The sequence below is a fragment of the Agrobacterium tumefaciens genome (assembly GCA_025559845.1).
In the GTDB taxonomy this organism is placed as follows: Bacteria; Pseudomonadota; Alphaproteobacteria; order Rhizobiales; family Rhizobiaceae; genus Agrobacterium.
In genome coordinates, this window is sequence record CP048469.1 from 2547828 (window position 1) to 2571580 (window position 23753).

General features: G+C 56.9%; 26 protein-coding genes. 16 read left to right on the plus strand and 10 right to left on the minus strand.

The genetic code is table 11. From position 1 onward, the window contains the following. The first annotated feature begins 2 nt into the window (after nucleotides 1-2). From livM to FY156_12920, 5 genes are all read left to right on the plus strand, one after another. Nucleotides 3-1400: a high-affinity branched-chain amino acid ABC transporter permease LivM gene (livM, locus tag FY156_12900; GenBank protein ID UXS02299.1), complete on the plus strand. Its 1398-nt coding sequence runs from the start codon at nucleotides 3-5 to the stop codon at nucleotides 1398-1400. Next, complete coding sequence (locus tag FY156_12905) at nucleotides 1400-2278, plus strand: ABC transporter ATP-binding protein (GenBank protein UXS02300.1); 879 nt, start codon at nucleotides 1400-1402, stop codon at nucleotides 2276-2278. Before livM ends, FY156_12905 begins: the two co-directional genes overlap by 1 nt. Continuing rightward, nucleotides 2278-3006, plus strand: a complete 729-nt coding sequence (locus FY156_12910; protein UXS02301.1) for an ABC transporter ATP-binding protein — start codon at nucleotides 2278-2280, stop codon at nucleotides 3004-3006. The genes FY156_12905 and FY156_12910 overlap by 1 nt, the downstream gene beginning before the upstream one ends. A 168-nt stretch (nucleotides 3007-3174) precedes the next feature. Continuing rightward, nucleotides 3175-3528, plus strand: a complete 354-nt coding sequence (locus tag FY156_12915; GenBank protein UXS02302.1) for a hypothetical protein — start codon at nucleotides 3175-3177, stop codon at nucleotides 3526-3528. A 119-nt stretch (nucleotides 3529-3647) separates the two neighbouring features. Further along, nucleotides 3648-4766: a branched-chain amino acid ABC transporter substrate-binding protein gene (locus tag FY156_12920; protein UXS02303.1), complete on the plus strand. Its 1119-nt coding sequence runs from the start codon at nucleotides 3648-3650 to the stop codon at nucleotides 4764-4766. Nucleotides 4767-4904: 138 nt separating this feature from the next. Here FY156_12920 and FY156_12925 read toward each other — a convergent pair whose 3' ends face one another. After that, nucleotides 4905-5432, minus strand: coding sequence for an AAA family ATPase (locus FY156_12925; GenBank protein UXS02304.1), 528 nt, complete (start codon nucleotides 5430-5432; stop codon nucleotides 4905-4907). 433 nt (nucleotides 5433-5865) lie between these two features. Between FY156_12925 and FY156_12930 the strand changes: the two genes are divergently transcribed. Beyond that, nucleotides 5866-6141, plus strand: a complete 276-nt coding sequence (locus FY156_12930) for a DUF1153 domain-containing protein (protein UXS02305.1) — start codon at nucleotides 5866-5868, stop codon at nucleotides 6139-6141. A gap of 200 nt (nucleotides 6142-6341) precedes the next feature. Then, a complete protein-coding gene (locus tag FY156_12935; GenBank protein ID UXS02306.1) occupies nucleotides 6342-6623 on the plus strand; it encodes an N-acetyltransferase in 282 nt (93 codons plus the stop codon). A 24-nt stretch (nucleotides 6624-6647) separates the two neighbouring features. On the opposite strand, the gene FY156_12940 is transcribed toward FY156_12935, so the two are convergent. Together FY156_12940 and FY156_12945 are read right to left on the minus strand one after the other, a co-directional pair. Continuing rightward, nucleotides 6648-6851 carry a DUF1059 domain-containing protein gene (locus FY156_12940; GenBank protein ID UXS02307.1) on the minus strand — a complete coding sequence of 68 codons (204 nt, stop codon included), beginning with the start codon at nucleotides 6849-6851 and terminating at the stop codon, nucleotides 6648-6650. Between the two features lie 370 nt (nucleotides 6852-7221). After that, on the minus strand, nucleotides 7222-7572 hold the full coding sequence (locus FY156_12945) for a flagellar export protein FliJ (GenBank protein UXS02308.1): 351 nt from the start codon (nucleotides 7570-7572) through the stop codon (nucleotides 7222-7224). A 448-nt stretch (nucleotides 7573-8020) separates the two neighbouring features. On the opposite strand from FY156_12945, the gene FY156_12950 reads away from it, so the two are divergent. Together FY156_12950 and FY156_12955 are read left to right on the plus strand one after the other, a co-directional pair. Continuing rightward, nucleotides 8021-8725, plus strand: coding sequence for a response regulator transcription factor (locus tag FY156_12950; protein ID UXS02309.1), 705 nt, complete (start codon nucleotides 8021-8023; stop codon nucleotides 8723-8725). Nucleotides 8726-8857: 132 nt separating this feature from the next. Beyond that, nucleotides 8858-9367, plus strand: a complete 510-nt coding sequence (locus FY156_12955) for a GNAT family N-acetyltransferase (GenBank protein UXS02310.1) — start codon at nucleotides 8858-8860, stop codon at nucleotides 9365-9367. A 31-nt stretch (nucleotides 9368-9398) separates the two neighbouring features. On the opposite strand, the gene FY156_12960 is transcribed toward FY156_12955, so the two are convergent. After that, the gene (locus tag FY156_12960) at nucleotides 9399-9992 is read right to left on the minus strand and encodes a TetR/AcrR family transcriptional regulator (GenBank protein UXS02311.1); all 594 of its coding nucleotides are present in this window, start codon (nucleotides 9990-9992) and stop codon (nucleotides 9399-9401) included. A 142-nt stretch (nucleotides 9993-10134) separates the two neighbouring features. Between FY156_12960 and FY156_12965 the strand changes: the two genes are divergently transcribed. Then, complete coding sequence (locus FY156_12965; protein ID UXS02312.1) at nucleotides 10135-10533, plus strand: RidA family protein; 399 nt, start codon at nucleotides 10135-10137, stop codon at nucleotides 10531-10533. A gap of 97 nt (nucleotides 10534-10630) precedes the next feature. Here the strand turns inward: FY156_12965 and FY156_12970 are convergent, their stop codons facing one another. Then, entirely contained in the window at nucleotides 10631-11281 is a 651-nt protein-coding gene (locus FY156_12970) for a histidine phosphotransferase (protein ID UXS02313.1), read from the minus strand. 148 nt (nucleotides 11282-11429) lie between these two features. Here FY156_12970 and FY156_12975 point away from each other — a divergent pair, with 148 nt between their 5' ends. Both FY156_12975 and FY156_12980 read left to right on the plus strand, forming a co-directional pair. Beyond that, entirely contained in the window at nucleotides 11430-12026 is a 597-nt protein-coding gene (locus FY156_12975) for a DUF1134 domain-containing protein (protein ID UXS03142.1), read from the plus strand. Nucleotides 12027-12256: 230 nt separating this feature from the next. After that, complete coding sequence (locus FY156_12980) at nucleotides 12257-13435, plus strand: hypothetical protein (GenBank protein UXS02314.1); 1179 nt, start codon at nucleotides 12257-12259, stop codon at nucleotides 13433-13435. A gap of 8 nt (nucleotides 13436-13443) precedes the next feature. Here FY156_12980 and FY156_12985 read toward each other — a convergent pair whose 3' ends face one another. Then, on the minus strand, nucleotides 13444-14298 hold the full coding sequence (locus FY156_12985; GenBank protein UXS02315.1) for an RNA methyltransferase: 855 nt from the start codon (nucleotides 14296-14298) through the stop codon (nucleotides 13444-13446). Continuing rightward, nucleotides 14288-14680 (minus strand): hypothetical protein, encoded by a 393-nt coding sequence (locus FY156_12990; protein ID UXS02316.1) that lies wholly within the window; start codon nucleotides 14678-14680, stop codon nucleotides 14288-14290. Before FY156_12990 ends, FY156_12985 begins: the two co-directional genes overlap by 11 nt. Nucleotides 14681-14718: 38 nt before the next feature. On the opposite strand from FY156_12990, the gene FY156_12995 reads away from it, so the two are divergent. The 3 genes from FY156_12995 to rpoH all read left to right on the plus strand — a co-directional run bounded on the left by FY156_12995 (nucleotide 14719) and on the right by rpoH (nucleotide 17939). Continuing rightward, nucleotides 14719-15753 (plus strand): RluA family pseudouridine synthase, encoded by a 1035-nt coding sequence (locus tag FY156_12995; GenBank protein ID UXS02317.1) that lies wholly within the window; start codon nucleotides 14719-14721, stop codon nucleotides 15751-15753. A 293-nt stretch (nucleotides 15754-16046) separates the two neighbouring features. Then, entirely contained in the window at nucleotides 16047-16871 is an 825-nt protein-coding gene (locus tag FY156_13000) for a class I SAM-dependent methyltransferase (protein ID UXS02318.1), read from the plus strand. Nucleotides 16872-17036: 165 nt separating this feature from the next. Beyond that, the gene (rpoH, locus tag FY156_13005) at nucleotides 17037-17939 is read left to right on the plus strand and encodes an RNA polymerase sigma factor RpoH (GenBank protein UXS02319.1); all 903 of its coding nucleotides are present in this window, start codon (nucleotides 17037-17039) and stop codon (nucleotides 17937-17939) included. A 143-nt stretch (nucleotides 17940-18082) separates the two neighbouring features. On the opposite strand, the gene FY156_13010 is transcribed toward rpoH, so the two are convergent. After that, on the minus strand, nucleotides 18083-20368 hold the full coding sequence (locus tag FY156_13010) for a hypothetical protein (GenBank protein ID UXS02320.1): 2286 nt from the start codon (nucleotides 20366-20368) through the stop codon (nucleotides 18083-18085). A 70-nt stretch (nucleotides 20369-20438) separates the two neighbouring features. Beyond that, nucleotides 20439-21737: an adenylosuccinate synthase gene (locus FY156_13015; protein ID UXS02321.1), complete on the minus strand. Its 1299-nt coding sequence runs from the start codon at nucleotides 21735-21737 to the stop codon at nucleotides 20439-20441. Nucleotides 21738-21982: 245 nt separating this feature from the next. Here FY156_13015 and FY156_13020 point away from each other — a divergent pair, with 245 nt between their 5' ends. After that, a complete protein-coding gene (locus FY156_13020) occupies nucleotides 21983-22870 on the plus strand; it encodes a DMT family transporter (protein ID UXS03143.1) in 888 nt (295 codons plus the stop codon). 55 nt (nucleotides 22871-22925) lie between these two features. Here FY156_13020 and FY156_13025 read toward each other — a convergent pair whose 3' ends face one another. Continuing rightward, nucleotides 22926-23459 (minus strand): transglutaminase, encoded by a 534-nt coding sequence (locus tag FY156_13025; protein ID UXS02322.1) that lies wholly within the window; start codon nucleotides 23457-23459, stop codon nucleotides 22926-22928. Nucleotides 23460-23753 lie beyond the last annotated feature (294 nt).

The following is a 23753-nucleotide window of genomic DNA, read 5'->3' on the forward strand; positions in this document are numbered from 1 at the left end:
TCATGGCCAATATTGTTTCAGACAAAGAAGAGCCGAACGACGCCATCCTGGCCACGGCCGTCAAGGAAGGCCTCATCGCAGGCGCCGTGGCGCTCGGGATGTTCATCCTCTACGTCGGCATCATCACCTATCAGGACATCAACAACCAGTTGATCTGGAGCACACGCTGGGGGCTTCTGGCTATCTTCGTTGGCATAGCCGCTCTCGGACGCTTCCTGATGGTTGGTTTTGTCCAGCCGCATCTCGATCGCCGCAAGCTTGCCAAAGCCAAGAAAGGCATTCTTGAAATTTCTGAAGAGAAGGGCTTTTTCCATCGGCACTTCCTCAAGATTGCTCTGGCCGTCCTGCTGCTCTACCCGGTTGTTGCCGTTCAGCTTTTCGGCTTCCAGGGCTCACTGAAATACGTCGACAACTTCGGCATCCAGATCCTCATCTACGTCATGTTGGCCTGGGGTTTGAACATCGTCGTTGGCCTCGCTGGCCTGCTCGATCTCGGTTACGTGGCGTTTTACGCCGTCGGCGCCTATTCCTACGCCCTGCTTTCGAGCTATTTCGGCCTGTCTTTCTGGGTGCTCCTGCCGATGGCCGGTATCCTGGCTGGTTTCTGGGGTATCATCCTCGGCTTCCCCGTTCTCAGACTGCGCGGTGACTACCTTGCCATCGTGACGCTGGCCTTCGGTGAAATCATCCGACTTGTGCTTCTGAACTGGACCGAGGTCACCAAAGGCACCTTTGGTATCTCCGGCATTGCAAAGGCTTCGGTCTTCGGCATCTGGTCTTTCGATGTTGGTGCACCGAACAACTTCGCCAAGGCCTTCGGCCTGTCGATGTCGTCGGCTTACTACAAGATCTTCCTGTTCTACGTCATTCTGCTGCTGTGCATGCTGACGGCCTATGTCACGATCAAGTTGCGCCGCATGCCGATCGGTCGTGCATGGGAAGCACTGCGTGAGGACGAGATTGCCTGCCGCTCGCTCGGCATCAACACCGTCATCACCAAACTGACGGCTTTTGCGACAGGCGCGATGTTCGGCGGTTTCGCCGGTTCGTTCTTCGCAGCCCGCCAGGGTTTCGTATCACCGGAAAGCTTCGTCTTCCTGGAATCCGCCGTCATCCTGGCCATCGTCGTTCTCGGCGGCATGGGATCGCTGACGGGGATCGCGATTGCTGCCCTCGTCATGGTTGGCGGTACCGAGGCACTGCGTGAAATGGAGTTCCTGAAGCATGTCTTCGGGCCTGACTTCACGCCGGAACTCTATCGCATGCTGCTGTTCGGCCTCGCCATGGTCATCGTCATGCTGTTCAAGCCGCGCGGCTTTGTCGGCTCACGCGAACCGACGGCCTTCCTGAAGGAGCGCAAGGCCGTTTCCGGAAGCTTTACCAAGGAAGGTCACGGCTGATGACCTCCGGGACGACGACTATGACATCCAATGCAACTGGCGATACGATCCTCAAGGTCGAACATCTCTCGATGAAGTTCGGCGGCCTGATGGCCATCAACGACTTCTCCTTTGAAGCAAAGCGCGGTGATATCACCGCGCTGATCGGACCAAACGGTGCAGGCAAGACCACGGTCTTCAACTGCGTTACCGGTTTCTACAAACCGACGATGGGCATGATCACGATGCGCCGCGCCAATGGCGAGACGCACCTTCTCGAACGTCTGCCCGACTTCGAGATCACCAAGAAAGCCAAGGTCGCACGTACCTTCCAGAACATCCGCCTGTTTTCCGGCCTGACAGTTCTGGAAAACCTTCTGGTGGCGCAACACAACGCCCTGATGAAAGCCTCCGGTTATACCGTGCTTGGCCTCCTAGGCTTGCCGGCCTACAGGCGGGCAGCCGACGCGGCGATTGAAAAGGCAAAGTACTGGCTGGAAAAAGCCGATCTGGTCGAGCGCGCCGACGATCCCGCTGGTGATCTTCCCTATGGTGCACAGCGCCGTCTGGAAATTGCCCGTGCCATGTGCACCGAACCGGAACTTCTCTGCCTCGATGAGCCCGCCGCCGGCCTCAACCCAAAGGAATCGCTGGCACTCAATGCGCTGCTTCGCGGCATTCGCAATGAGGGAACATCGCTGCTCCTGATCGAGCACGACATGTCCGTGGTCATGGAAATCTCCGACCACGTCGTCGTTCTCGAATACGGTCAGAAGATTTCGGATGGCACACCGGAGCATGTGAAGCACGACCCGAAGGTCATTGCCGCCTATCTCGGGGTCGAGGATGATGAAGTGGAAGACGTGATTGCAGAAGAACTCGACGGGGGAGCGGCCTGATGACCGGTGAATCCCTTCTCAAGGTTCAGGGTGTCGAAACCTATTACGGCAACATTCGTGCACTGGCCGGTGTCGACGTCGAGGTGAACAAGGGTGAGATCGTCAGCCTTATCGGCGCCAACGGCGCCGGCAAGTCGACGCTGATGATGACCATCTGCGGCAGCCCGCAGGCCCGCACCGGGCAAATCACCTTTGACGGTGAGGACATCACCCGTCTGCCAACGCATCTGATCGCCCGCAAACGCATTGCTCAGTCGCCGGAAGGCCGCCGCATTTTTCCGCGCATGACCGTGCTGGAAAACCTGCAAATGGGCGCAAATCTCGACAACCTCAAATACTTCAAGGAGGACGTCGAGAAAATCTTCGTGATGTTCCCTCGCTTGAAGGAGCGTCAGAGCCAGCGTGGCGGCACGCTCTCGGGCGGTGAGCAGCAGATGCTGTCGATCGGTCGTGCACTGATGGCAAGGCCAAAGCTCTTGCTTCTCGACGAGCCATCCCTTGGTCTGGCGCCACTGATCGTCAAGGGCATCTTCGAGGCAATCAAGAAGCTCAACCAGGAAGAAGGCCTGACTGTCTTCCTCGTGGAGCAGAATGCCTTCGCCGCACTCAAGCTTTCCGACCGCGCCTATGTCATGGTCAACGGCAAGGTGACGATGAGCGGTTCTGGTAAAGAACTGCTTGCCAATCCGGAAGTACGCGCTGCCTATCTTGAAGGCGGACGTCACTGAAAGATTTTACTTGCGCCGAAGATTTTGCGGCGCAAAACTACACATGGCGTTCCGCAAATCACCAAAGAGTTGCGGAACGTAAACAACAAAAATGCCTGCCGGAAAAACGGTGGGACGCTCAAAAATGGCAGGGCCGGAACATCGCCTCCGGTACTGATGGGGAAAGAAATGCAGGGCCTTTTTTTCGAGACCGATAACGGTGTCCGTTACATTCTGCGCGCTCTGGTTGTCATCCTTGGCTTCTGGACAGCCTGGCGAACAGGCAAGTCCGTTGCCGATGGCTGGGGCAGCTACACGCGGGTGGTCATCTATACGCTGGCGCTTGGCCTTGCCTTGCGCTTTCTGCACCACGCGCTTTTCAACGGACCGTTCCTGAACGGTTTCTACTACATACTGGACGTGGCTCTCCTGCTGGTATTTTCCAGCGCCGGATTCCGCGTTCGCCGGACAAGCCAGATGGTGAATAATTACTACTGGCTCTACGACAGAAGTTCGGCTTTTTCCTACAAGAAGAAAGATTGACAGTCAGATTTTTCTGACTGCACAATACTCGTTAGAGTGGAACAGTTTCCTGTTCAGTTAAGGTGGGTACTGAACAGGTTCGTGCGATCAACCCATCCAAAGGAACTGGGAGTAAAGTAATGAAGAAGTCTCTTCTTTCCGCCGTTGCGCTGACCGCCATGGTCGCCTTCAGCGGTTCGGCCTGGGCCGATATCCTGATTGGTGTCGGCGGTCCGTTGACCGGCCCGAACGCTGCTTTCGGCGCTCAGCTTCAGAAGGGTGCTGAACAGGCTGCTGCAGACATCAATGCTGCAGGCGGTATCAACGGCGAGCAGATCAAGATCGTGCTCGGCGACGACGTCTCGGACCCAAAACAGGGTATTTCGGTCGCCAACAAGTTCGTCGCTGACGGCGTAAAGTTCGTCGTCGGTCACTTCAACTCCGGCGTTTCCATCCCGGCGTCTGAAGTCTATGCCGAAAACGGCATCCTCGAAATCACCCCTGCCGCTACCAACCCGGTCTTCACCGAGCGCGGCCTGTGGAACACTTTCCGCACCTGCGGTCGTGACGACCAGCAGGGCGGCATTGCCGGCAAGTTTCTAGCCGACAATTTCAAGGACGCGAAGATCGCCATCATTCACGACAAGACCCCGTACGGTCAGGGTCTTGCCGATGAAACCAAGAAGGCTGCAAACGCTGCTGGCGTTACCGAAGCCATCTACGAAGGCGTCAACGTCGGCGACAAGGACTTCTCGGCCCTCATCGCAAAGATGAAGGAAGCCGGCGTCTCGATCATCTACTGGGGTGGCCTCCACACCGAAGCCGGTCTCATCATCCGCCAGGCCGCCGACCAAGGCCTGAAGGCGAAGCTCGTTTCGGGTGACGGTATCGTTTCGAACGAACTGGCATCCATCGCTGGCGACGCTGTTGAAGGCACGCTGAACACCTTCGGTCCTGACCCAACGCTGCGTCCGGAAAACAAGGATCTCGTTGCCAAGTTCAAGGCAGCGGGCTTCAATCCGGAAGCTTACACGCTCTACTCCTACGCTGCAGTTCAGACGATTGCTGAAGCCGCCAAGGCTGCCGCTTCTCTGGAAGCGGAAAAGGTTGCTGAAGCGATGAAGTCTGGCAAGTTCGCAACCGTTCTCGGCGAAATCTCCTTCGACGAAAAGGGCGACCCGAAGCTTCCTGGCTACGTCATGTACGAATGGAAGAAGGGCCCGGACGGCAAGTACAGCTACTTCCAGCAGGGCACGTGATCCCTTCAGGACGCCAATATCGAAGCCCGGTCGAGAGACCGGGCTTTTCTATGTGTAGCAAAACGAACGAAGTCCTCCACGCTACTGCGAAGCGTCGTTCTCGCCCACAGGAATGACCACAGGCTGCGTTCGCCTCACCTACGACGTCAGGCTCCTAAGAACGACCTCCGCGCGCTCCTGAACGTCGATTTTGGGCAAGACGATCGTCTCATAGTCCAGTCGTGCATAATCGCGTAGCAGCCGTTCATATTCATCCATCGCCGTGTCGAGATCATGTTGCCGCTCACTGTCACTGCGGTAGATTTCCGGCCACGGCGGTGTAATGAAAACCAGCCGGTTATATCGGTGCTCACGTTGCAGCGTGTCGATAAAGGTGTCGCCCGCGGCATGATGAAGAGCGGACGCGGCATCGACGAGACCGCGATCGAAAAACACTCGCCCCTCTGCCGGTGCGCTTTGACGATCCTCAAGCGAGAGCGCAACCGCACGACGGGCAAAAGCCGCCATATTGTTCCACGGCAGCGCCAGGCCGCCACTCACCATCTCCTCGGTGACAATGCGCCTCCCCGGTTCCTCCACCGTTGAGAAACCGCGACGGCCAAGCTCCGCAAGCAGCGTGGATTTTCCACCACCCGAGCAGCCGGAAAGAATTACGAACCGATCCACGATCGTCCTCCAGGTTCACAATGTTTGAGAAAGCGTCCTTGGCTTGGAGCAATAACGGTCTTGATCGGACCGACAAGGAGCCATAGTAAATCAGAAAGCCGACATCGCACACAACCAGCCATTGTTGCTAAGGCACAATATCCAGCCCTCGGCCACCCCTCCAGCTCAAGACAATTACCCAGCGTCGTGGAACGATGACATTGCTTCGTGTCCAGGCGTCACACAGAACGACGCGATTGCACAGAAAATGACAGGTGGTGAGAAAAAAATCGCGTAGAGGAAGAAAAATTTAGCCCGCGAAATAAGGCAACACGAACAAATCAGGCGAAATCATTCAAATTCTTAATAAATCGTCACGAACTGCTTAGGCAATTTTTAAAGGTACCGGGCTAGAGTTCCCGTCATATGGTCTTGAGTTTGTATAGAGTGTCCAATGACCGAAATGATACGCCCACGAGTTAAATATGTCATCGGCCCCGATGGCAGCCCCCTGACGATCGCGGATCTTCCGCCTGCCAACACCCGTCGCTGGGTCATCCGCAGAAAGGCAGAGGTTGTTGCCGCCGTGCGCGGAGGACTGCTGAGCCTCGAGGAAGCATGTGAGCGCTACACGCTCACTGTTGAAGAATTCCTATCCTGGCAGTCTTCGATTGCCGATCATGGCCTTGCCGGCCTGCGCACAACGCGCATCCAGCAATATCGCCACTAACCTGTCGTTTTCGCCGCATTCATGCTGGCATGATGTTTTCAAACGCCCCGTCGGACCGATCCAGCGGGGCGTTTGTACGTCGACCACAGGCATTGTCGCACTTTTGTGTCCAGTGCGTTCGCCACCCCAACTGTTTCCATTTTAACCGAGCCGGCTAAAGTGCCTGTGAAGCGAACAACAGGATCGAAGGGAGAAACTTTATGGACATCATCACCGCGGAAACCGGATCGCACGGCGAATATTCGGCAATCCTCGACGGCCACAAGGCCGAAATGACCTATTCCAGAACATCCCCCTCCCTCATCATCATCGATCACACTGGCGTGCCGGATGCTCTGCGCGGCAAGGGCGTCGGTCAGGCTCTTGCCACACATGCCGTCGAGGAAGCCCGTAAGGGCGGCTGGAAAATCATCCCGCTCTGCCCATTTTTCAAGGCGCAGACGCTTCGCCATCCGGAATGGGCCGACGCTATTCAGGGTTGAGGATCAGGCTGTCACGACACGTCTTCACGCCACCATCATTGGCGGGGTTCCCTGATGAATGCTCTTGCGAACTTCGTCACGGAATTCAGGTGTGTCTTCAGCACCATGCACGGCAATCGCATGCTGAACAGCCGCCTCGATCAACTCGTCGGCGGTATCAGCGGAGATGGCAATCGTGCATTTGCTTTCACTCGGAAATTCACGGCAATCGATATATTGACGGGCCATTGTCTTCCTCCCTTTTTGCCGCTGGTGTCAGCTGAAGCAGCGAGAGACTGTTAACGCGGTTTCGCAAAAGCTGCTGCTCGAACAAAATATGTAGAACAGCCGGACCGTGTCCTATTCCCTCTCCGCCCTAAAGGCGCACCTGCGGTCAGTCTCCGGCTCACGGTCGGAACCTTCACAGATTACTCCCATCCCGTAGCGTTAACAAATGCAAAAAAGGCGAGCCTGCAGCCTATAGAAACGAAAACGGCCGCCTGAACGGCGGCCGGTTTCATAAATAAGGTCATGGCATCCCGTCATTGAAAGCCGCCACCTGATCCACCGGCAGCCGTCAATGAGGACGCAAAGTTCGTCCGGTTACCTTACCGGCCGATCAGGCGCGGGCGCGGATTGCTCCGTCGCGGTTTTCCAGTGCTGCGGCCTTTTCGTATTCGGCCTGCACTTCTTCCAGCGAAGCTTCGGCAGCTTCTTGCTGCGTCTTCAGTTCTCGGATGGAAACCTGAAGATTGTCGGCCCGCTGGCGCGCCGCTTTTGCAAAGGTCGGATAGGCGAAATGCGTCGGATCGGTAATTCCCGACTTGCTTTCTTCCAGAGAGATCTGGTGTACCAGCTCCTTGGCCATCCGTTCGAATTCGGACATCATCTGCTGCAACTGCTGCAGCTGCCGCCGTTTTTCGTTGACCTGAAATTCTTTCAGGCGAACTAGGCTGTCACGCGACTTCATACGCAATACTCCATGGATAGCGAGACCCAGGCCAAAAAAGGCATTAACCGCCCGTATTCGTCCCGGCTGTACCGGAATGATTCCTAAAAGTTACCCGGCGTTAATAAAAATCAGCCGCCGTTAACCTTTCGTTTACGGGCATCGTTAATGATAAGCACGATCATTTAAGGGTCGGTAAATGCCAAGTCCAAAAAAATGGACACGACGATGTAAGAGTCGATTGAATCACTTAACGGGTTTTCCTCACGTTAAGCTTCAATTTTGGCGATGGCGGATTCACTTGCAAAAACAGCAGAATGTCAACTTTGCTTAATAAATTCGATACACCTTGCCAAAGGCAATTAGAATTTGTTAACCATTTGGTGGCAGCCTGCAAATCAGGCAACGTCTGGATCCGCATCGCGCGAGGCAATGTTTTACCTCCCTGCGGGCGGCAAAGGGGATAATTATGCGGGTTCTACTTATTGAAGACGACAGCGCAACAGCGCAGAGCATCGAACTGATGCTCAAGTCGGAAAGTTTTAACGTTTACACGACCGACCTCGGTGAGGAAGGCGTGGATCTCGGCAAGCTCTACGATTACGATATCATTCTGCTCGACCTGAACCTGCCTGACATGTCGGGTTATGAAGTTCTGAGAACCCTGCGTCTTTCGAAGGTTAAGACGCCGATCCTCATCCTCTCCGGCATGGCCGGCATCGAGGACAAGGTTCGCGGCCTCGGCTTCGGCGCAGACGATTACATGACCAAGCCGTTCCATAAGGATGAGCTTGTCGCCCGCATTCACGCAATCGTTCGCCGTTCGAAGGGCCACGCCCAGTCGGTCATCGCCACGGGCGAGCTGATCGTTAACCTGGACGCCAAGACGGTGGAAGTTGGTGGACAGCGCGTTCATCTGACCGGCAAGGAATACCAGATGCTCGAGCTGCTTTCGCTGCGCAAGGGCACAACGCTGACCAAGGAAATGTTCCTCAACCACCTCTACGGCGGTATGGACGAGCCGGAACTCAAGATCATCGACGTCTTCATCTGCAAGCTGCGCAAGAAGCTCGCAAATGCTGCAGGTGGTGCAAACTACATCGAAACGGTTTGGGGTCGCGGTTACGTTCTGCGCGAGCCGGATGGCGCTACCGAATATCTCGAAACCGCCTGATCTTTTCGAGACAGACTATTTGCAAAACCCGCCGCGCAAACGGCGGGTTTTTTATTATGCGCCAAAGAAAGAAGTCGCACGTTATTTGCTTGTCACGTTGCGGCCTTAGAGCGCGTCTGAAAGGAAGATGCGGTGTCCTACCCTATCCCGACCCTGAAAACCGAACGGTTGACACTACGCCCGCAAACCATTGCGGATTTTTCCGGCTATCTTGATTTCATGGCGTCTCCGCGCTCGATCGGCGTTGGCGGACCCTATGATCTGCGCGCTGCCTGGGGCATGTTCTGCCACGATCAGGCAAATTGGCATTTCTTCGGACACGGGGCGCTGATGATCGAACGAACCGCAACGCAAGAATGCCTCGGCCAGGTCGGCATCAACCACGGTCCGCTCTTTCCGGAAAAAGAACTCGGCTGGCTGTTCTATCGAGGCTTTGAAGGACAAGGATATGCTGCGGAGGCGGCGCAGGCGCTAAGACAATGGGCGTTTCAGAGTCTCAAACTTTTGACACTGGTCAGCTACGTCGCACCGGAAAATCTCAAGTCGGCGGCTGTAGCCGAACGCCTTGGCGGCAAGCTCGACGCCACAGCGCTGCGCTCCGATCCTGAAGACCTTGTTTACCGGTATCGCGCCGACATCTGATGCGCCGCCATAGCCATTGACCAGGAATCGCCTAGCGCGGCGCCTGCAACAGACCCGATGCCAGCGCGCGGAACGCCTCGACCGCCTTTGGCAGCACCGTTAACGGCTCTTCGCTTGCAGCAACCCAAAGTGCGGCATTCAACGCCGCACCACTGATCAACCGCGCCACCGCTTCCGCATCGAGCGGCTTCACGATGCCGGTGGCGATGAGTTGCTGTACCGCACTTTTCGTGACCTGGAGACAACTGTTCTGGCTTGGCCAGAGTGACGGATCGCCAAGTACAGCAGGACCATCCAGAAGAACGATGCGTTGAACCTCGGGATCGAGCGCCATCTCGATATAGGCCGCCCCTTCGGCAAGAAGCGCTTCCCACGCATCTGCATGTTGCGCGCCTGCCGCCTTGGCCTGCATCGCCATTTCCGTGTCGATCTGGTTCACGACCGCCGCCAGGAGGCCGCGCTTGTCACCAAAATTGTGGTACAGCGCGCCGCGCGTCAACCCGACATCAGCCGTCAGCTCGTCCATGGACGCAGCATTATAACCCTTCTCCGCGAACGCCTTGCGGGCAGCAGCGATCAACTTCAGCCTGTTTTCCTGCATCGTTTCGAGACGTCGCCCGGCCATTTTAAACCCTTAAATTCACATACGAAGCGTATCTGGATTTGACATACGACACGTATGTCACTATTTCATATACGCAACGTATATAGTGCGGCGACTGTCTTTGTGAAGCGCCGAACGATTTGAAGCCTATCAGGAGAACAACATGAGCAAGCGCAACGCCATTTTCCCCGCCGGCCGCCATAAACTTTACGAAGAGCATCGTTATTCGGCCGCCATACAATCTGGAGATCTACTCTTTGTCTCAGGCCAGGTCGGCAGCAGGCCGGATGGCACTCCCGAGCCGGACTTCGAACGTCAGGTTCGGTTGGCATTCGAGAATCTGAAAGCAACACTCGCCGCAGCTGGCGCCACGTTTGACGACATCGTCGATGTCACCACCTTTCACACAGACCCTGAAGCTCAATTCGACACGGTCTTGAAGGTGAAAGACGAAGTTTTCAACGAGCCACCCTATCCGGCCTGGACTGCTTTGGGTGTCAATTGGCTGGCCGGGTTCGATTTCGAAATCAAGGTTATCGTCCGCATCCCGTCGGCAGAGTAAGACGCCGAGAACATCCCAACAAAAAACCGGTGATTCGCATCACCGGTTTCTTTTTTGCAGGAACACACCCAAGCGAGCGCCTGGGCAGTTCGATCTATCATTCGGCCGCGACGGTAACGGCGGTGAAAACAATCCGGTCTTCGTGGACCTTGTATTCCACCTGCATGCCTGCCTCTTCCGCAAGCAACAGCGTGTAATAGGGCTGAACGGAATGCGCATCGACCGCTTCTTCCAGACGGCCCTCGTAGATTTCCACGAACTTGGCGGGAACGCGCATCATCCGGCCCTTGACGGTGATTTCGAACTTGGCGTCACCATCCGGGCTTTCCAGCAACACATCCACATTGCCGCCGCGCGGGATGGAACCGTAAGCCACCAGGAACAGGTTGAGCAACAGCTTGACGCGGTTCTTGGCGACAATGGCGCGCGGCCCATTCCAGCTGACTTCCGCTTTCTTTTCAGCAGCGGCGAAATCCTTGGCAGCCTTCTCCGCTTCCCCCGTATCGATGGACGCCCCGGCAGAACCGGATGCACCGAAAGCAAGGCGGGCGAACTTCAGGCGAACTGATGCGTTGATGGCAGACGTACGGATAAGATCCATCGCATCGGCATCCGCACCACCTTCGTCCAGCAGTTCGAGGCCGTTGTTGATCGCACCGACCGGGGAAATCACGTCATGGCACACGCGGCTGCAAAGGAGCGCCGCCAGATCGGGACCGGACAGCGTGATATTAAGTTTGGTCGTCATAAAATTCTCTCCTGCGCAAGGGCTGCGCGGACGGTGTGAACATCTAAGGCCATAATGACACCATATTTGGTAAACCGATTGTTAATAGGATGGTTTCAAAATGCCAAATGACTTAACACGGCAATCGGAATTCAACAGACGGACGGACTTGACGATGCGCTTCACGAAAACCCGCACCACTGCACGCCTCGGACTGGAAAAGATTCTTGTGCTGCTCGCAAGCCTTTTTCTCTCGGTTGCGCCTGCCGCAGCGCAGAGCAGTGACCAGTACACTTTCCAGGAGATCATCGACGCGGGGCACGGCTTCTTCGGCGAAACAACCGGTGGACTGGCCAAGGTGGTTGAACGCGCCTTTCAGCAGTACGGCCTTCCGAACGGTTACGTTCTCGGCCAGGAAGGTTCCGGCGCATTCGTCGCTGGCCTGACCTATGGCGAAGGCACGCTTTACACCAAGAACGCAGGCCAGCACCCCGTCTTCTGGCAAGGCCCGTCACTCGGTCTGGACTATGGCGGTCAGGGCACGCGCGCCATGATGCTCGTCTACAATCTGCCGGCAGTTGATGCGCTCTACCGTCGCTACGGCGGTGTCAGCGGTTCCGCCTTCATTGTCGCAGGCGTTGGCATGACCTATCTCAAAAGCTCAGACGTTACGATCGCCCCCATCCGTACCGGCATCGGCGCCCGCCTTGGCATCAATGTGGGCTATTTGAAGCTTACCCAGCAGCCAACCTGGAACCCCTTCTGATTCGCAGGCAAGCAAATCAGGGGCAAAAAACCGCATCTGCTTCGGTTATCGGGCCCCTCCCCACGGTTGCAAGAATAGCGTAGCATGTTTTCACGCCGCTCTTTCCGAGTGTAAGCAGCTTGCAACGACTATGCGTGACCCGGAAATGCGTGGAAACACAAAGAGAGAGCATTGAAGGTGGAAGCGTTTTCACCCAGAAAAATGCTCTGTAGTTTCGGAGACTGTCCCGCGTGATAGAATATGCCATTCTCTTTGGACTGGGTTTTCTGACCGCAACCCTGCTTGCCTTGCTGATTGCACCCGCAATCCATCGCCGCATTGTCGCGTATACGGAAAACCGTCTGCGCGCGACGATGCCCATCAGCCCGCAGGAAGTTCGCGCCCAGAAAGATATGGCGCGTGCCCTTTATGCGGCCGAAAACGCCAAGGTTCGTCAGGAGCTCGACACCGAACGCGAGAAGAACACCTCACTCAGACTGGCCAACGAAGCCGCCTCCAGCGATGCGTATCGTCTTGGTGAGCAAAACCGTGGCCTGTCGGTAAAAATCGAGGAACTGACACTCGAAATCGACGAGTTACGATCCGCACTCGATCAGAGCGAGGAAAACACGACCCGCCTGCAAGCCGGACTTTCCGAGCATCAGGAAACGGCCAATAGCCGCGCCACCCAAATGTCGGAACTGACAGCGCGCCTGACCAACCTCACCCGCGAACTGGACGATTCCAAGATACTTGCCGCGACCCGCGACATTGAGGCTGAGCAGGCAAAACAGAGCGCGTCCCGTTTCCGAAAGGAAGGCGAAACGACTGCACGCGAGCTCAAGGATGTGAGCGACCGCAATCGTGAAGCAATGACAGCCGTGGCGCGCGAAAGCCGGAAGGTGACGCGTCTGGAAGAAAAACTGGCGACTGCAGTCGCCAAGAACGCTGATCTCGATACAGCGCTGACGCTCCGCCAGCAGGAAATCGCACGTCTGAAGGAACAGCTTGCGGCAACGGGCGGCAAGACCGACGACATGGTTATCCGTTTGCCGAACCCGGCATCCAGCAAGCAGCAAGCCCTCGCTGAAGCTAAAACCGCCGTGGAAGCGTCACAGCCGCCAGCAGTCACCGAGGAAGAGGCGATCCGGCCAAGCGGCCTCGAACAGCAGATCGAAGATATCCGCAATCAGGGTACGGCACTCACCGAGCGACTCATCAATGTTCGCGGAACAACCAATGACGAGGCAATCCGCCGCGAAATCGCTCGTATCGCTGCGCAGATGATCGCACTTACCGCCGCACGCGAAGGTGAAAAATCGCCGATCCCTGCGCTTCTGTCAAAGGGTGAAACAAGCTCAGGACGTGACAGCCTCGCGAAACGCGCGACAACGCTGATGGAACAATCGTCCCAGTCACCTAGCGCATAAAAATCAGCTTATATGCGCCCGATTGCGCCGGCCATCTGGTAGAGAGCAAGACCGGATGCTGTTCCCGCGTTCAGACTGTCGAGTTGCGCTGACTGCGCAATGCGTGCCGTATGAAACCGCGAAAGCACTGATTGCGGCAATCCGTCGCCCTCAGTACCGATGACCAGCGCCATGCGTTCAGATCTAGGAATTTGCCGTATCTCGGTTTCGCCATTCGGCGACAGGCTCCATATGGCAAAACCGGCAGCCGCCAACCGCTCCAGCATATCGACCGCATCACCACCGCGATGATAGGGAACGGCAAGCACCGACCCGACGGAGACACGCAATGCCTTTCGGTAGAGCGGGTCGCAGGAGGTACCGTCCAACAGGACCGCGTCGGCATGGAAAGCCGCCGCATTCCGGAACATTGCGCCCATGTTGTCGTGATTGGAAATACCGCATCCCACCAAAACCAGCGATGATGCGGGCAGTCGAGAGATAAGATTATCGGACGATGCGTCACCGACGCGACGGCCGAGCGCCAGAATGCCACGATGCAAATGGAAACCTGCAATGGCATCCAGGACAGGAGCCTCGGCGACGCAAACCGGCACATCGACGGGAAATTCAGCGAGAATATCGGCAACACCCGAAAGCCGGTTCTTGAGAATAAGGATGCTTTCTGCCGCAAAGGCACCCTGCGCTTTGTGAGCTGCCGCCAGCATACGAAGCACGACCGTGCCTTCGGCAATAAAGCGCCCTTGCCTGCCGGTCAGATCGCGCTCGCGAATATCGCGAAATGCAGCAATGCGCGGATCGTCAGGATCTTCAATAGGGATCAGCACATGGCCATCCGGCAGGTCTGAGCTTTTACTGGCCATCGACCGTAACATCGGCGATGAAGCGACCGGCAGCGACGTTGTAAACGAGTGCCTTGCGCGTTCCGTTGGCGAGCCGTCCGTAAAACAGCATGTCACCGCCGGAATAGCTGACGTTTTCAATCGTAAAGCCCTGCGGCAAGCTTGCCGTAGCGGCAACGGGACCATCAGAGGGAACTGCCATTGTCTGGCCCTGCGTCTGCGCCACCGGAGCGGGCTTCGACGGCCCCATCGCCTTGTAGACAACCGCGCCGAACACAGCCATAAGGCTGATAAACATCACGGAGCCCGACACGATCTGCAAACGGATCATCTTGCGGCGAACTTTTTCCATGGCCGGGTCTAACGGCTTGTCTTCCTGTTCGTCTTGCTCGACCTGCGTCATCGGGTTCCCTGAAATGCTGTTGGATCGGAAAAATAAGAATGAACGACCCCTTTAAACAAGGCGACGACGCAAGGAAAGTCCTGATTGCCGGGGAAGATGCCGAAGGGCGCCTTGATTCATGGCTGGCGACCGAAGTCGGCGGCGACTTGTCGCGAAGCCGCCTCAAGGCACTGATCGAGCAAGGGGCGGTATCCGTAAACGGCAAACCCATTACCGAACCCAAAAAGAAGGTCCATCCCGGTGACCGGATCGAGATTTCCATGCCGGAGCCGGAAGATCCCGAACCGAAGGGCGAGGATATTCCGCTCAACGTCGAATATGAAGATGACGATCTGATCGTGCTCGTCAAACCCGCAGGGCTGGTGGTGCATCCCGGTGCTGGCAACTGGACGGGAACGCTCGTCAACGCCCTCATCCATCATTGCGGTGACAGTCTCTCCGGCATTGGCGGTGTCAAACGTCCCGGTATCGTGCATCGACTGGACAAGGAAACCTCTGGTGTCATGGTCGTGGCCAAGAATGACGCTGCGCATCGACACCTTGCTGCGCAATTTGCCGACCATGGCCGCACCGGCCCGCTTGAGCGCGCCTACAAGGCCATTGTATGGGGGCGTCCCAAAACCCTGCGCGGCACGATCGATGCCGCTTTGGGACGGTCATCCGACCGCACCAAACGGGCAGTCAAGAACGAGCACGCCGATGACGCCCGCGAGGCAATCACCCACTACGAGGTCATCGAGCGGTTTCATGAGCGGCCGGATGCAACCTGCCTTGCCTCGATGGTGGAATGCCGCCTCGAAACCGGCCGTACGCATCAGATCCGCGTGCACATGGCGCACATTGGTCACCCATTGATCGGTGATCCTGAATACGGGGCAGCCTACCGCACCAAGGCAAACCTGCTGGAAGAACCGGCAAAGAGCATTGTCGGTCGTTTCCCGCGTCAGGCCCTGCATGCTTATCTTCTTGCATTTGAACATCCACGCACCGGTGAGGTGATGGAATTCGAGACTGATATGCCCGATGACATGGATGAACTGTCCAACGCGCTGCGCGGCCACGAACACTCGTAACTGCTTGCTCCTTCCGACGAAACAGCGATAGGCGGGCATGGCAAAGGCTGAAAAATGCCTTGCTCGCCATCTTTGCGAAACCTTGGATAATAAAGACAGTTTTCGCTTTTCCCTATATTTTGCAGGCGGTCTCGTTTCCGGACCGCCCCAATTTTGCTTCAATCATTGCACCTTTTCATAGCTGCACCACATGCGATTGACTGGTTCGGCCAGCAATCATCACACCCGCATGTGTCCGCCGAAACCCGCCTGCAGGGCGCCCGTGAAACGACGGGAGACGGAAATGATTGCACATGAACAGCGATGAACGCCGCTTCATATTTCAGGATCTGCGGACGGTGGAGGGATATATCGATCCTCCCGATGCGCTCGTTTTCAAAGCCTTGCTGCAAGCTCAGACCGCAAGCGCCCTTGGTGGTGGCATGGCAGATATCGGCGTGTTTTACGGTCGCTCCTATTTTCTGCTGCAGCGGTTCGCGGCCGAAGGTGAAAAGGTTCTGGGAATTGACCTCTTCGAACTTGACCCGCCCGCCGATGGCAGCCTTGACCAGTATCGGCGCTTTCTTGACAACGGCCAGCGCCTTGGACAGCCGGTCGATGAAGACCTCATCATTCGCGGCGACAGCACGCGACTGAATGCCAGCGACATCACCGAACGGGTTGGTCCGGTACGCTTCTTCAGCATCGACGGGGGTCATCATCTGCATCATGTCATGGCAGACGCGAGACTTGCGATGGAAGCGATCGCCGACCACGGTATCATTGTTTTTGACGATACCTTCAATCCCGCCTGGCCTGAAGTTACAGTCGGAATGGCCGACTTCCTTCGCACCCACGGGCACAATCTCGTTTGCTTCTGCATGACGAAATACAAGACTTATGTGTGCCGCCGCGAATTTCACGCGCATTACGAACATGTCATCGCCAATGCACCGGATTTGCGTACGCTACATCACGCCGAAACGCAGTTTCTTGGCTCAAAGATTGCGCGCCTCCACAATCCCATGCGGCGGCGGGTCATGTACGAATTGATGGTTCGCTCCGGACTTGGAAATTTTTCGGAACGAATCTATCGGAGCGGGGTTAAGGACAGCACAGAGGATGTCGTAACGATGTAACGCGCGTGTGATCGTGGCTGCCGCTTGAAATGCCGCAGCCGCGTACATATCTGACATCTGGGTTCGTGCGGGGTCGATAATGATCCGCCACGACGGCATGCCTGACGTGGGACGTTAAACGTCGAAAAAGGGTGCCGCCACAGACCAAAGATAAGGGGGTGCTATATGGCCCGCAACAGTTTGCCTTCCATTACAGCCGGTGAAGCCGGTCTTAACAGATATCTCGATGAAATCCGCAAGTTCCCGATGCTGGAGCCGCAGGAAGAATACATGCTCGGCAAGCGTTACGCCGAACATGGCGACCGTGATGCCGCGCACAGGCTGGTTACCAGCCACCTGCGCCTCGTCGCCAAGATTGCCATGGGTTATCGCGGCTACGGCCTGCCGATCGGTGAAGTCGTGTCCGAGGGTAACGTCGGCCTGATGCAGGCGGTCAAGAAGTTTGATCCGGAGCGTGGTTTCCGTTTGGCGACCTATGCAATGTGGTGGATCAAGGCTTCGATTCAGGAGTATATCCTGCGTTCGTGGTCCCTGGTGAAGATGGGTACGACAGCCAACCAGAAGCGCCTGTTCTTCAACCTGCGCCGTCTGAAGGGTCGGATCCAGGCCATCGATGATGGCGATCTGAAGCCGGAGCACGTCAAGGAAATCGCCACGAAGCTCCAGGTTTCGGAAGAAGAAGTCATCTCGATGAACCGCCGTCTGCATGGCGACGCGTCGCTGAATGCCCCGATCAAGGCGTCAGAAGGCGAATCCGGCCAGTGGCAGGATTGGCTCGTGGACGACCACGACAGCCAGGAAGCCGTGTTGATCGAGCAGGACGAACTGGAAACCCGTCGTCGCATGCTGGCCAAGGCCATGGGTGTGTTGAACGAGCGCGAACGACGCATCTTCGAGGCTCGACGCCTTGCCGAAGAGCCGGTGACACTGGAAGAGCTGTCTTCCGAGTTCGACATCAGCCGCGAGCGTGTTCGTCAGATCGAGGTTCGCGCCTTCGAAAAGGTTCAGGAAGCGGTTCAGAAAGAAGCGCTGGAAGCCGCCCGCGCCCTTCGCGTGGTTGATGCCTGATATCACCACAGCGATCGACATGTGAAAAATTGGAGCCCACAGATCTTTCGATCTGTGGGCTTTTCGTTGTATCCTTCACAACATCCGCAAACAAAAAAGGGGCCGCCTCAGGCAGCCCCTTTTTCTTGTCTCTGGTAGCGCCCTTACTGACCCGTCGCAGGCGCGGCTGCAGCCCAGTCGCGAAGGGCGGCATCAAACGCAGCGATGCCTTCCGGTCCCTTTTGCAAGGTCAGCAAAGCACGGCGACCGTTGCGATAGGACACTGGAATGTCGATCCAGTTGCGGCTCTTCAACAGTTCGAGGTTGGTTTTCATCGCGTCAGGGAAGTCATTCAGCGCGATCATGTGGAAATCATCGGTGATTTTGGCCGGAACCGCGATCAGCGCATTACCACGATCCTGCTCCGTGCTCTTCATCGCGATACGCTGAACACTGTCGATCGCGCCGCCTTCAAATCCAGGCGCAACCGAGAAGACGATCTCGATCAGATGGCTGGCCGGTAACGACGGATCGGTGTTGCGCTTGAAGGTGATAAGCGCGCTCAAACCGCGACCGGGAACAGTAATCTGGCCCTGTACAGTCGGAGACGGTCGGCCTTCACTGTCATTTTCCTGCTGCAGTGTCCACGCAACCGAACCCTGGATCGCGGTTGGTACCGTCTGGCCCAGCACTTCCTCATACAGGAACATGCGCTCGCCACCGGCAACAGCACCGGGCTGGGCAGGCGTCGCTGGCGTTCCGGCCGGCGCAGCACCATTGGCCGCAGGTGTCTCGGTTGTCGCTGGCGGTGCGACGTTCTGCTCGTAGACAGACTGGCCTTCCGCCGTCACCGGCTGACCGTTTCCACCAGCAGCCGGGCCCTCGTCACGCTCGGTTCCATCAGCCATAAGGCGCTGGGTGAATTTCGTGCCGGTGACAGAACCGTCGTCGCCGGAAGGTTGAGCCTGATTGTTTGCCGTCTGCTGTCCGGCAGCCGGAGGCTGCTGCGTCGCCGGCGGCGTTGGTGTCGGCGTCTGGGCAGAGTCGGTGGAAGGCGCAGATGTCTCGCCATTGCCGTTGCCTGCTGATTGGACCAGCCCGCCGACCATGTCGTTCAGAGCGTCGCGGTTCATCCAGAGGGCATAACCGCCGCCAGCCAGAAGGCCCGCGCCAACCAGAGCAAGCACGACCGCCGCATAGTTCCGGCGCGGCTTCTTTTTGACCATATAGGCAGGCGTTGCAGCACTGGCGCCGACGCTGGGGGCCTCATCCGAAGCTGCGCGGTTCGACGACGACGCGCCATCATAACCGATCAACTCATCCAGATCATCCCAAGGGGTGCGCTCTTTATTGTCCTTGCCGTCCTTCGGTGCTTCGAAGGGATCATCATTGGCGCGCGGCATTGCCGACGTGCGCTCTGCCGGAAGGTCGATATCCGTGTCCTGGAAGTAGGTAGAGAAATCCTCCACCACGGCAGCTTTTTTCGGCGGCGTTTCAGGCTCATGCCGCGTTTCGGTATAGTCTTGACGTCCACCGAAGACCGGATCGTGATCGACATCGGCACGATGATCGGCGTAGCCGTGCTCGTCGCGCTTCTCGGGCTCGAACGCGACGACCGGTGCTGCAGCATAGGGGTGATGCCCAGCCTGGTTACGATCTTCGTATTCGTCCTCAGGCAAGTCTTCGGCGCCGTGAGGCTGCTGATCATCCTCAGTCGCCTCGTCAAGCTTGCGCCAGTCGTCCTCGTCAACGGGTTGCGCCCAATGTGCCGGAACGGATTCGTCAACAGGCGTGACCGCAGGCTCAGCCTCGACGGGATGATGATGCGCCTCTTCATAACGGTCCTCTTCCGACGCGTAGGCGGGCTCCTCATCGGAACGGGTGAAATAGGTGCCGATGACTTCCTGCTGCGGTTGCTCCTGCTCGGCAACGGCATGAACAGGTTCTGGAGCGTCATAAAGCTCTTCCGGCTCCTCGTAAGGAGCTTCGTTGGAGACCTCGGCGTGAGCGTGCTCTTCCTCAACCGGTGCTTCATCGGCGGCAGCGACCGGCGCGGCCTCAACCGGATGAGGCTCCTCGTAGACTGGCTCGACCCGATCCGCTTCGTATTCTTCAGCGTCAGCGGAATGCGCTACCGGTTCAGCGGCGACTTCTTCTTCCGGCTCTTCATAAGAAGGTTGATGCGCCGGCTCTACAGCCGGCGCAAAGCCTTCGTCTTCCTCTTCCAGCGCAGGCAAAGCTTCGGCGAATTCGCTTTCCACCTCAGCAATGGCGCTGTCGAGTTTGGTGATTTGCCGGCGCAGCAGTTCTTCCGGCGGGCGCGGCTTCATGTTTTCAAGCTGGCGCACGACGGCACCACGCGCCTTTTCGTAAACCTTCGCCCGGTTTTCGGGAGTATTGTTCGCCAAGCCATCCACGGCTTTGCGAATGACCGCTACAAAATCCGCCATAAGCACTTTCTCGTCGCGGCCGGCGACGTACCGGCCCGATATGGTTTATGAAACTTGATCGCTGAGGACATTAATCCTCAAACGGATCAGTCACAAGTATGGTGTCGTCACGCTCGGGGCTTGTGGACAGAAGCGCAACCGGCGCTCCGATCAGTTCCTCCACCTGACGGACATACTTGATTGCCTGAGCAGGCAAATCCGCCCATTTTCGGGCACCGACAGTGGATTCTTTCCAGCCTTCCAGCGTGATGTAGATCGGCTCGACACGGGCCTGAGCGCCCTGGCTTGCCGGGAGATGATCGATTTCCTGGCCGTCTAGCTTGTAGCCAACGCAGATTTTCAGCTCATCCAGACCGTCGAGAACGTCGAGTTTCGTGAGCGCGATACCGGTGATGCCGTTGGTCGCAACCGACTGGCGAACCAGTGCAGCGTCGAACCAGCCGCAACGGCGCTTACGACCGGTCACGGTGCCGAACTCATGACCCTTTTCTCCAAGGAACTGGCCGATTTCATCGTTCAGTTCGGTCGGGAACGGACCTTCGCCAACGCGCGTCGTGTAGGCCTTGGTGATGCCGAGGATGTAACCGAGCGAACCCGGACCCATACCCGAACCGGCAGCGGCCTGACCGGCAACCGTGTTGGACGAAGTAACATACGGATAGGTGCCGTGGTCGATATCGAGCAACGAACCCTGCGCGCCTTCGAACAGGATGCGCGCGCCAGCGCGACGCTTCTTGTCGAGCAGCAACCATACGGTTTCGCTGAACGGCAGAATCTTGTCGGCGATCGACGTCAGTTCTTCCATGATCGTTTCATGGGAAATTTCGGCCGCACCGAAGCCGCGACGCAGCGCATTGTGGTGCGTCAGAATGCGGTCAACCTTGACCGAAAGCGCTTCGAGATCAGCAAGATCCATGACGCGGATCGCACGACGACCAACCTTGTCTTCATAGGCCGGACCGATACCGCGACGGGTGGTGCCGATCTTCGTGCCACTATTGGAGGCCGCGTCTTCGCGCATGCCGTCCAGTTCGCGGTGCAGAGAAAGAATAAGTGTCGCATTGTCGGCGATACGCAGATTGTCGGTCGTGACCTTGACGCCCTGCACTTCCAGACGGCCGATTTCGGCAATCAGCGCATGCGGATCGACAACAACGCCGTTACCGATGACAGCCAATTTTCCAGGACGTACGACGCCAGAAGGCAGCAGCGAGAGCTTGTAGCTCACGCCATCGATGACGAGCGTGTGACCGGCATTGTGACCGCCCTGATAACGCACGACGACATCTGCCCGCTCGGACAACCAGTCTACAATCTTGCCTTTACCTTCGTCGCCCCACTGCGAGCCGACCACCACAACATTCGTCATTTCTTGCTTTCCTGCTGATGACGCTTACGCGCCCGGTAATTCGATGGGAAACCCAAACCCGCGAATGTATACTGTGTTGTCTTGCGGAAAGCGACCCTGTTTCTTGCGGCGAAATTTGCTTTTTCCGTGACAAAATGCGGATTTCGGCTTTATCTCCGCCGGCGGGAATGATCTCGCCGATGCAACCGGCGCGATTCTCACGCGTCGTTTCCGCGCACTCCACCGTCTCCAGCCGAAAGATCAGCGTGTCCTCGAAAGCTTACATCGCCCTCATCATCGCCACGCTCTGCTGGGGCGGCAACACTGTCGCCGGAAAACTGGCAATCGGCCATATCAGCCCTATGGCATTCACCTTCTTGCGCTGGGTATTTGCGGTCGCGATGATTTTCGCGATATCGCTGCCGCAGCTTATTCGCGATTGGCCCATCGTGCGCCAACGCCTGCCGTATTTCTTCGTGCTTGGCAGCGTCGGTTATACCGCGTTCAACGTCTTTCTTTATACAGCGCTCAAACACACCTCCGCCATCAATGCCGCTGTCATTCAGGCCGGTATTCCGATGGTCATCTTCGTCCTGAATTTTATGCTGTTTCGCACACGCGTTTTCGTCGGCCAGATCGCCGGCTTTTGCCTGACCATCGCAGGCGTTGGTCTGCTCGCCTCTCATGGCGACCCAATTTCGCTGCTGCAGCTCGACATGAATGTCGGTGACGCCATCATGCTGCTCGCCGTGCTGGCTTACGCAATCTATACCGTGATCCTGCGCTGGAAACCGGCAGTCGACTGGCGCACGCTGATGGCAATTCCGGCCTTTTTCGCGCTCGTCAGCTCTGTTCCGTTGATTGGCTGGGAAGTTTCGCAAAATACCGTGCTGTGGCCGGATCAGACCGGATGGGTTCTCGTTTTTTATGCCGCCATTTTCGCATCTCTGGTTGCGCAGATCCTGTTTATCAGGGGTGTGGAGCAGATTGGCGCCAACCGCGCAGGCCTGTTCATCAACCTCGTGCCCGTTTTCGGAACCCTTCTTTCAGTGGCCGTATTGGGCGAAACGCTGCACACTTATCAGCTCATCGCACTCTTCCTGACACTTGCCGGAATTGCTGTCGCCGAACGAAAAAAAACGCCGGCGTCCTGATCCTCTATCGGATCGGGAAAACCGGCGCAGTCAGGCAGGCATGAAACTGGATGGGTTAGAGCGCCGTTTCGCGCTCCCTGGATGTGAAAGCGGCGTTGCCGAGAACGATGTCACCCTTGTCGGTCGACACAATCAGAACCTTTTCAAGCGATCCATCGTCATTGAGAGCAAAAGCGATCCGGAGCGCATTCGACGACCAGCCAGCGCCCACCAGAGCAGAACGCTTGATCGTGGCGCAATCACCGCAATTGTCGGCGCCAACAGGCTGAATGGCTGGAACGTCGCTTCCAAAACCGGAAAAATAATCATCAAGCGCGCCCATCGTGCCGTTGATGTCACGGTTGACATTCAAAAGCTGGTCGCGGCGCTTTTCCGTCAAACGCATGGCAGCGGAGGAAACGCACTGACCCGCAACAAGCGTGCAGCCATCGAAACGATTGGAGGCGGAGATATCGATCTTCGCAAGCGCAGCCTTTTCAGCCGTGGCGAAACCGCGCGCAAAACCGGCGGCACCGGCTGCATCCGCATGGGTGGACATGGAAGCGACGACAATGCCGCAAATGGCGGCAGCAATAATCTTCTTCAGCATTTTCATACCCCGTTTCGGTTTCTGCCAGCTTTGTGCCGGTCTTGATCTGCGTTGCTTTTAATGAGGCGCTCTTTTTTGTTTTGGAGCGCTCCTTCGTCTGTAGTCCCACAATGGCACAGCACTCTTTTCAGCCGCTTTAAGCCGATAGCTACAATTTTATCTGTTTTCGATTTTTTGACATGCCACGCATTTTTCTTGCCCAGGCAATCTGAACGCGCACTGAAAAAGAGATCGGCATGTGCACAAATTGATGCTTTTCGCGCTCTACCGAAACGCCTACTCCGGTAAGGAACC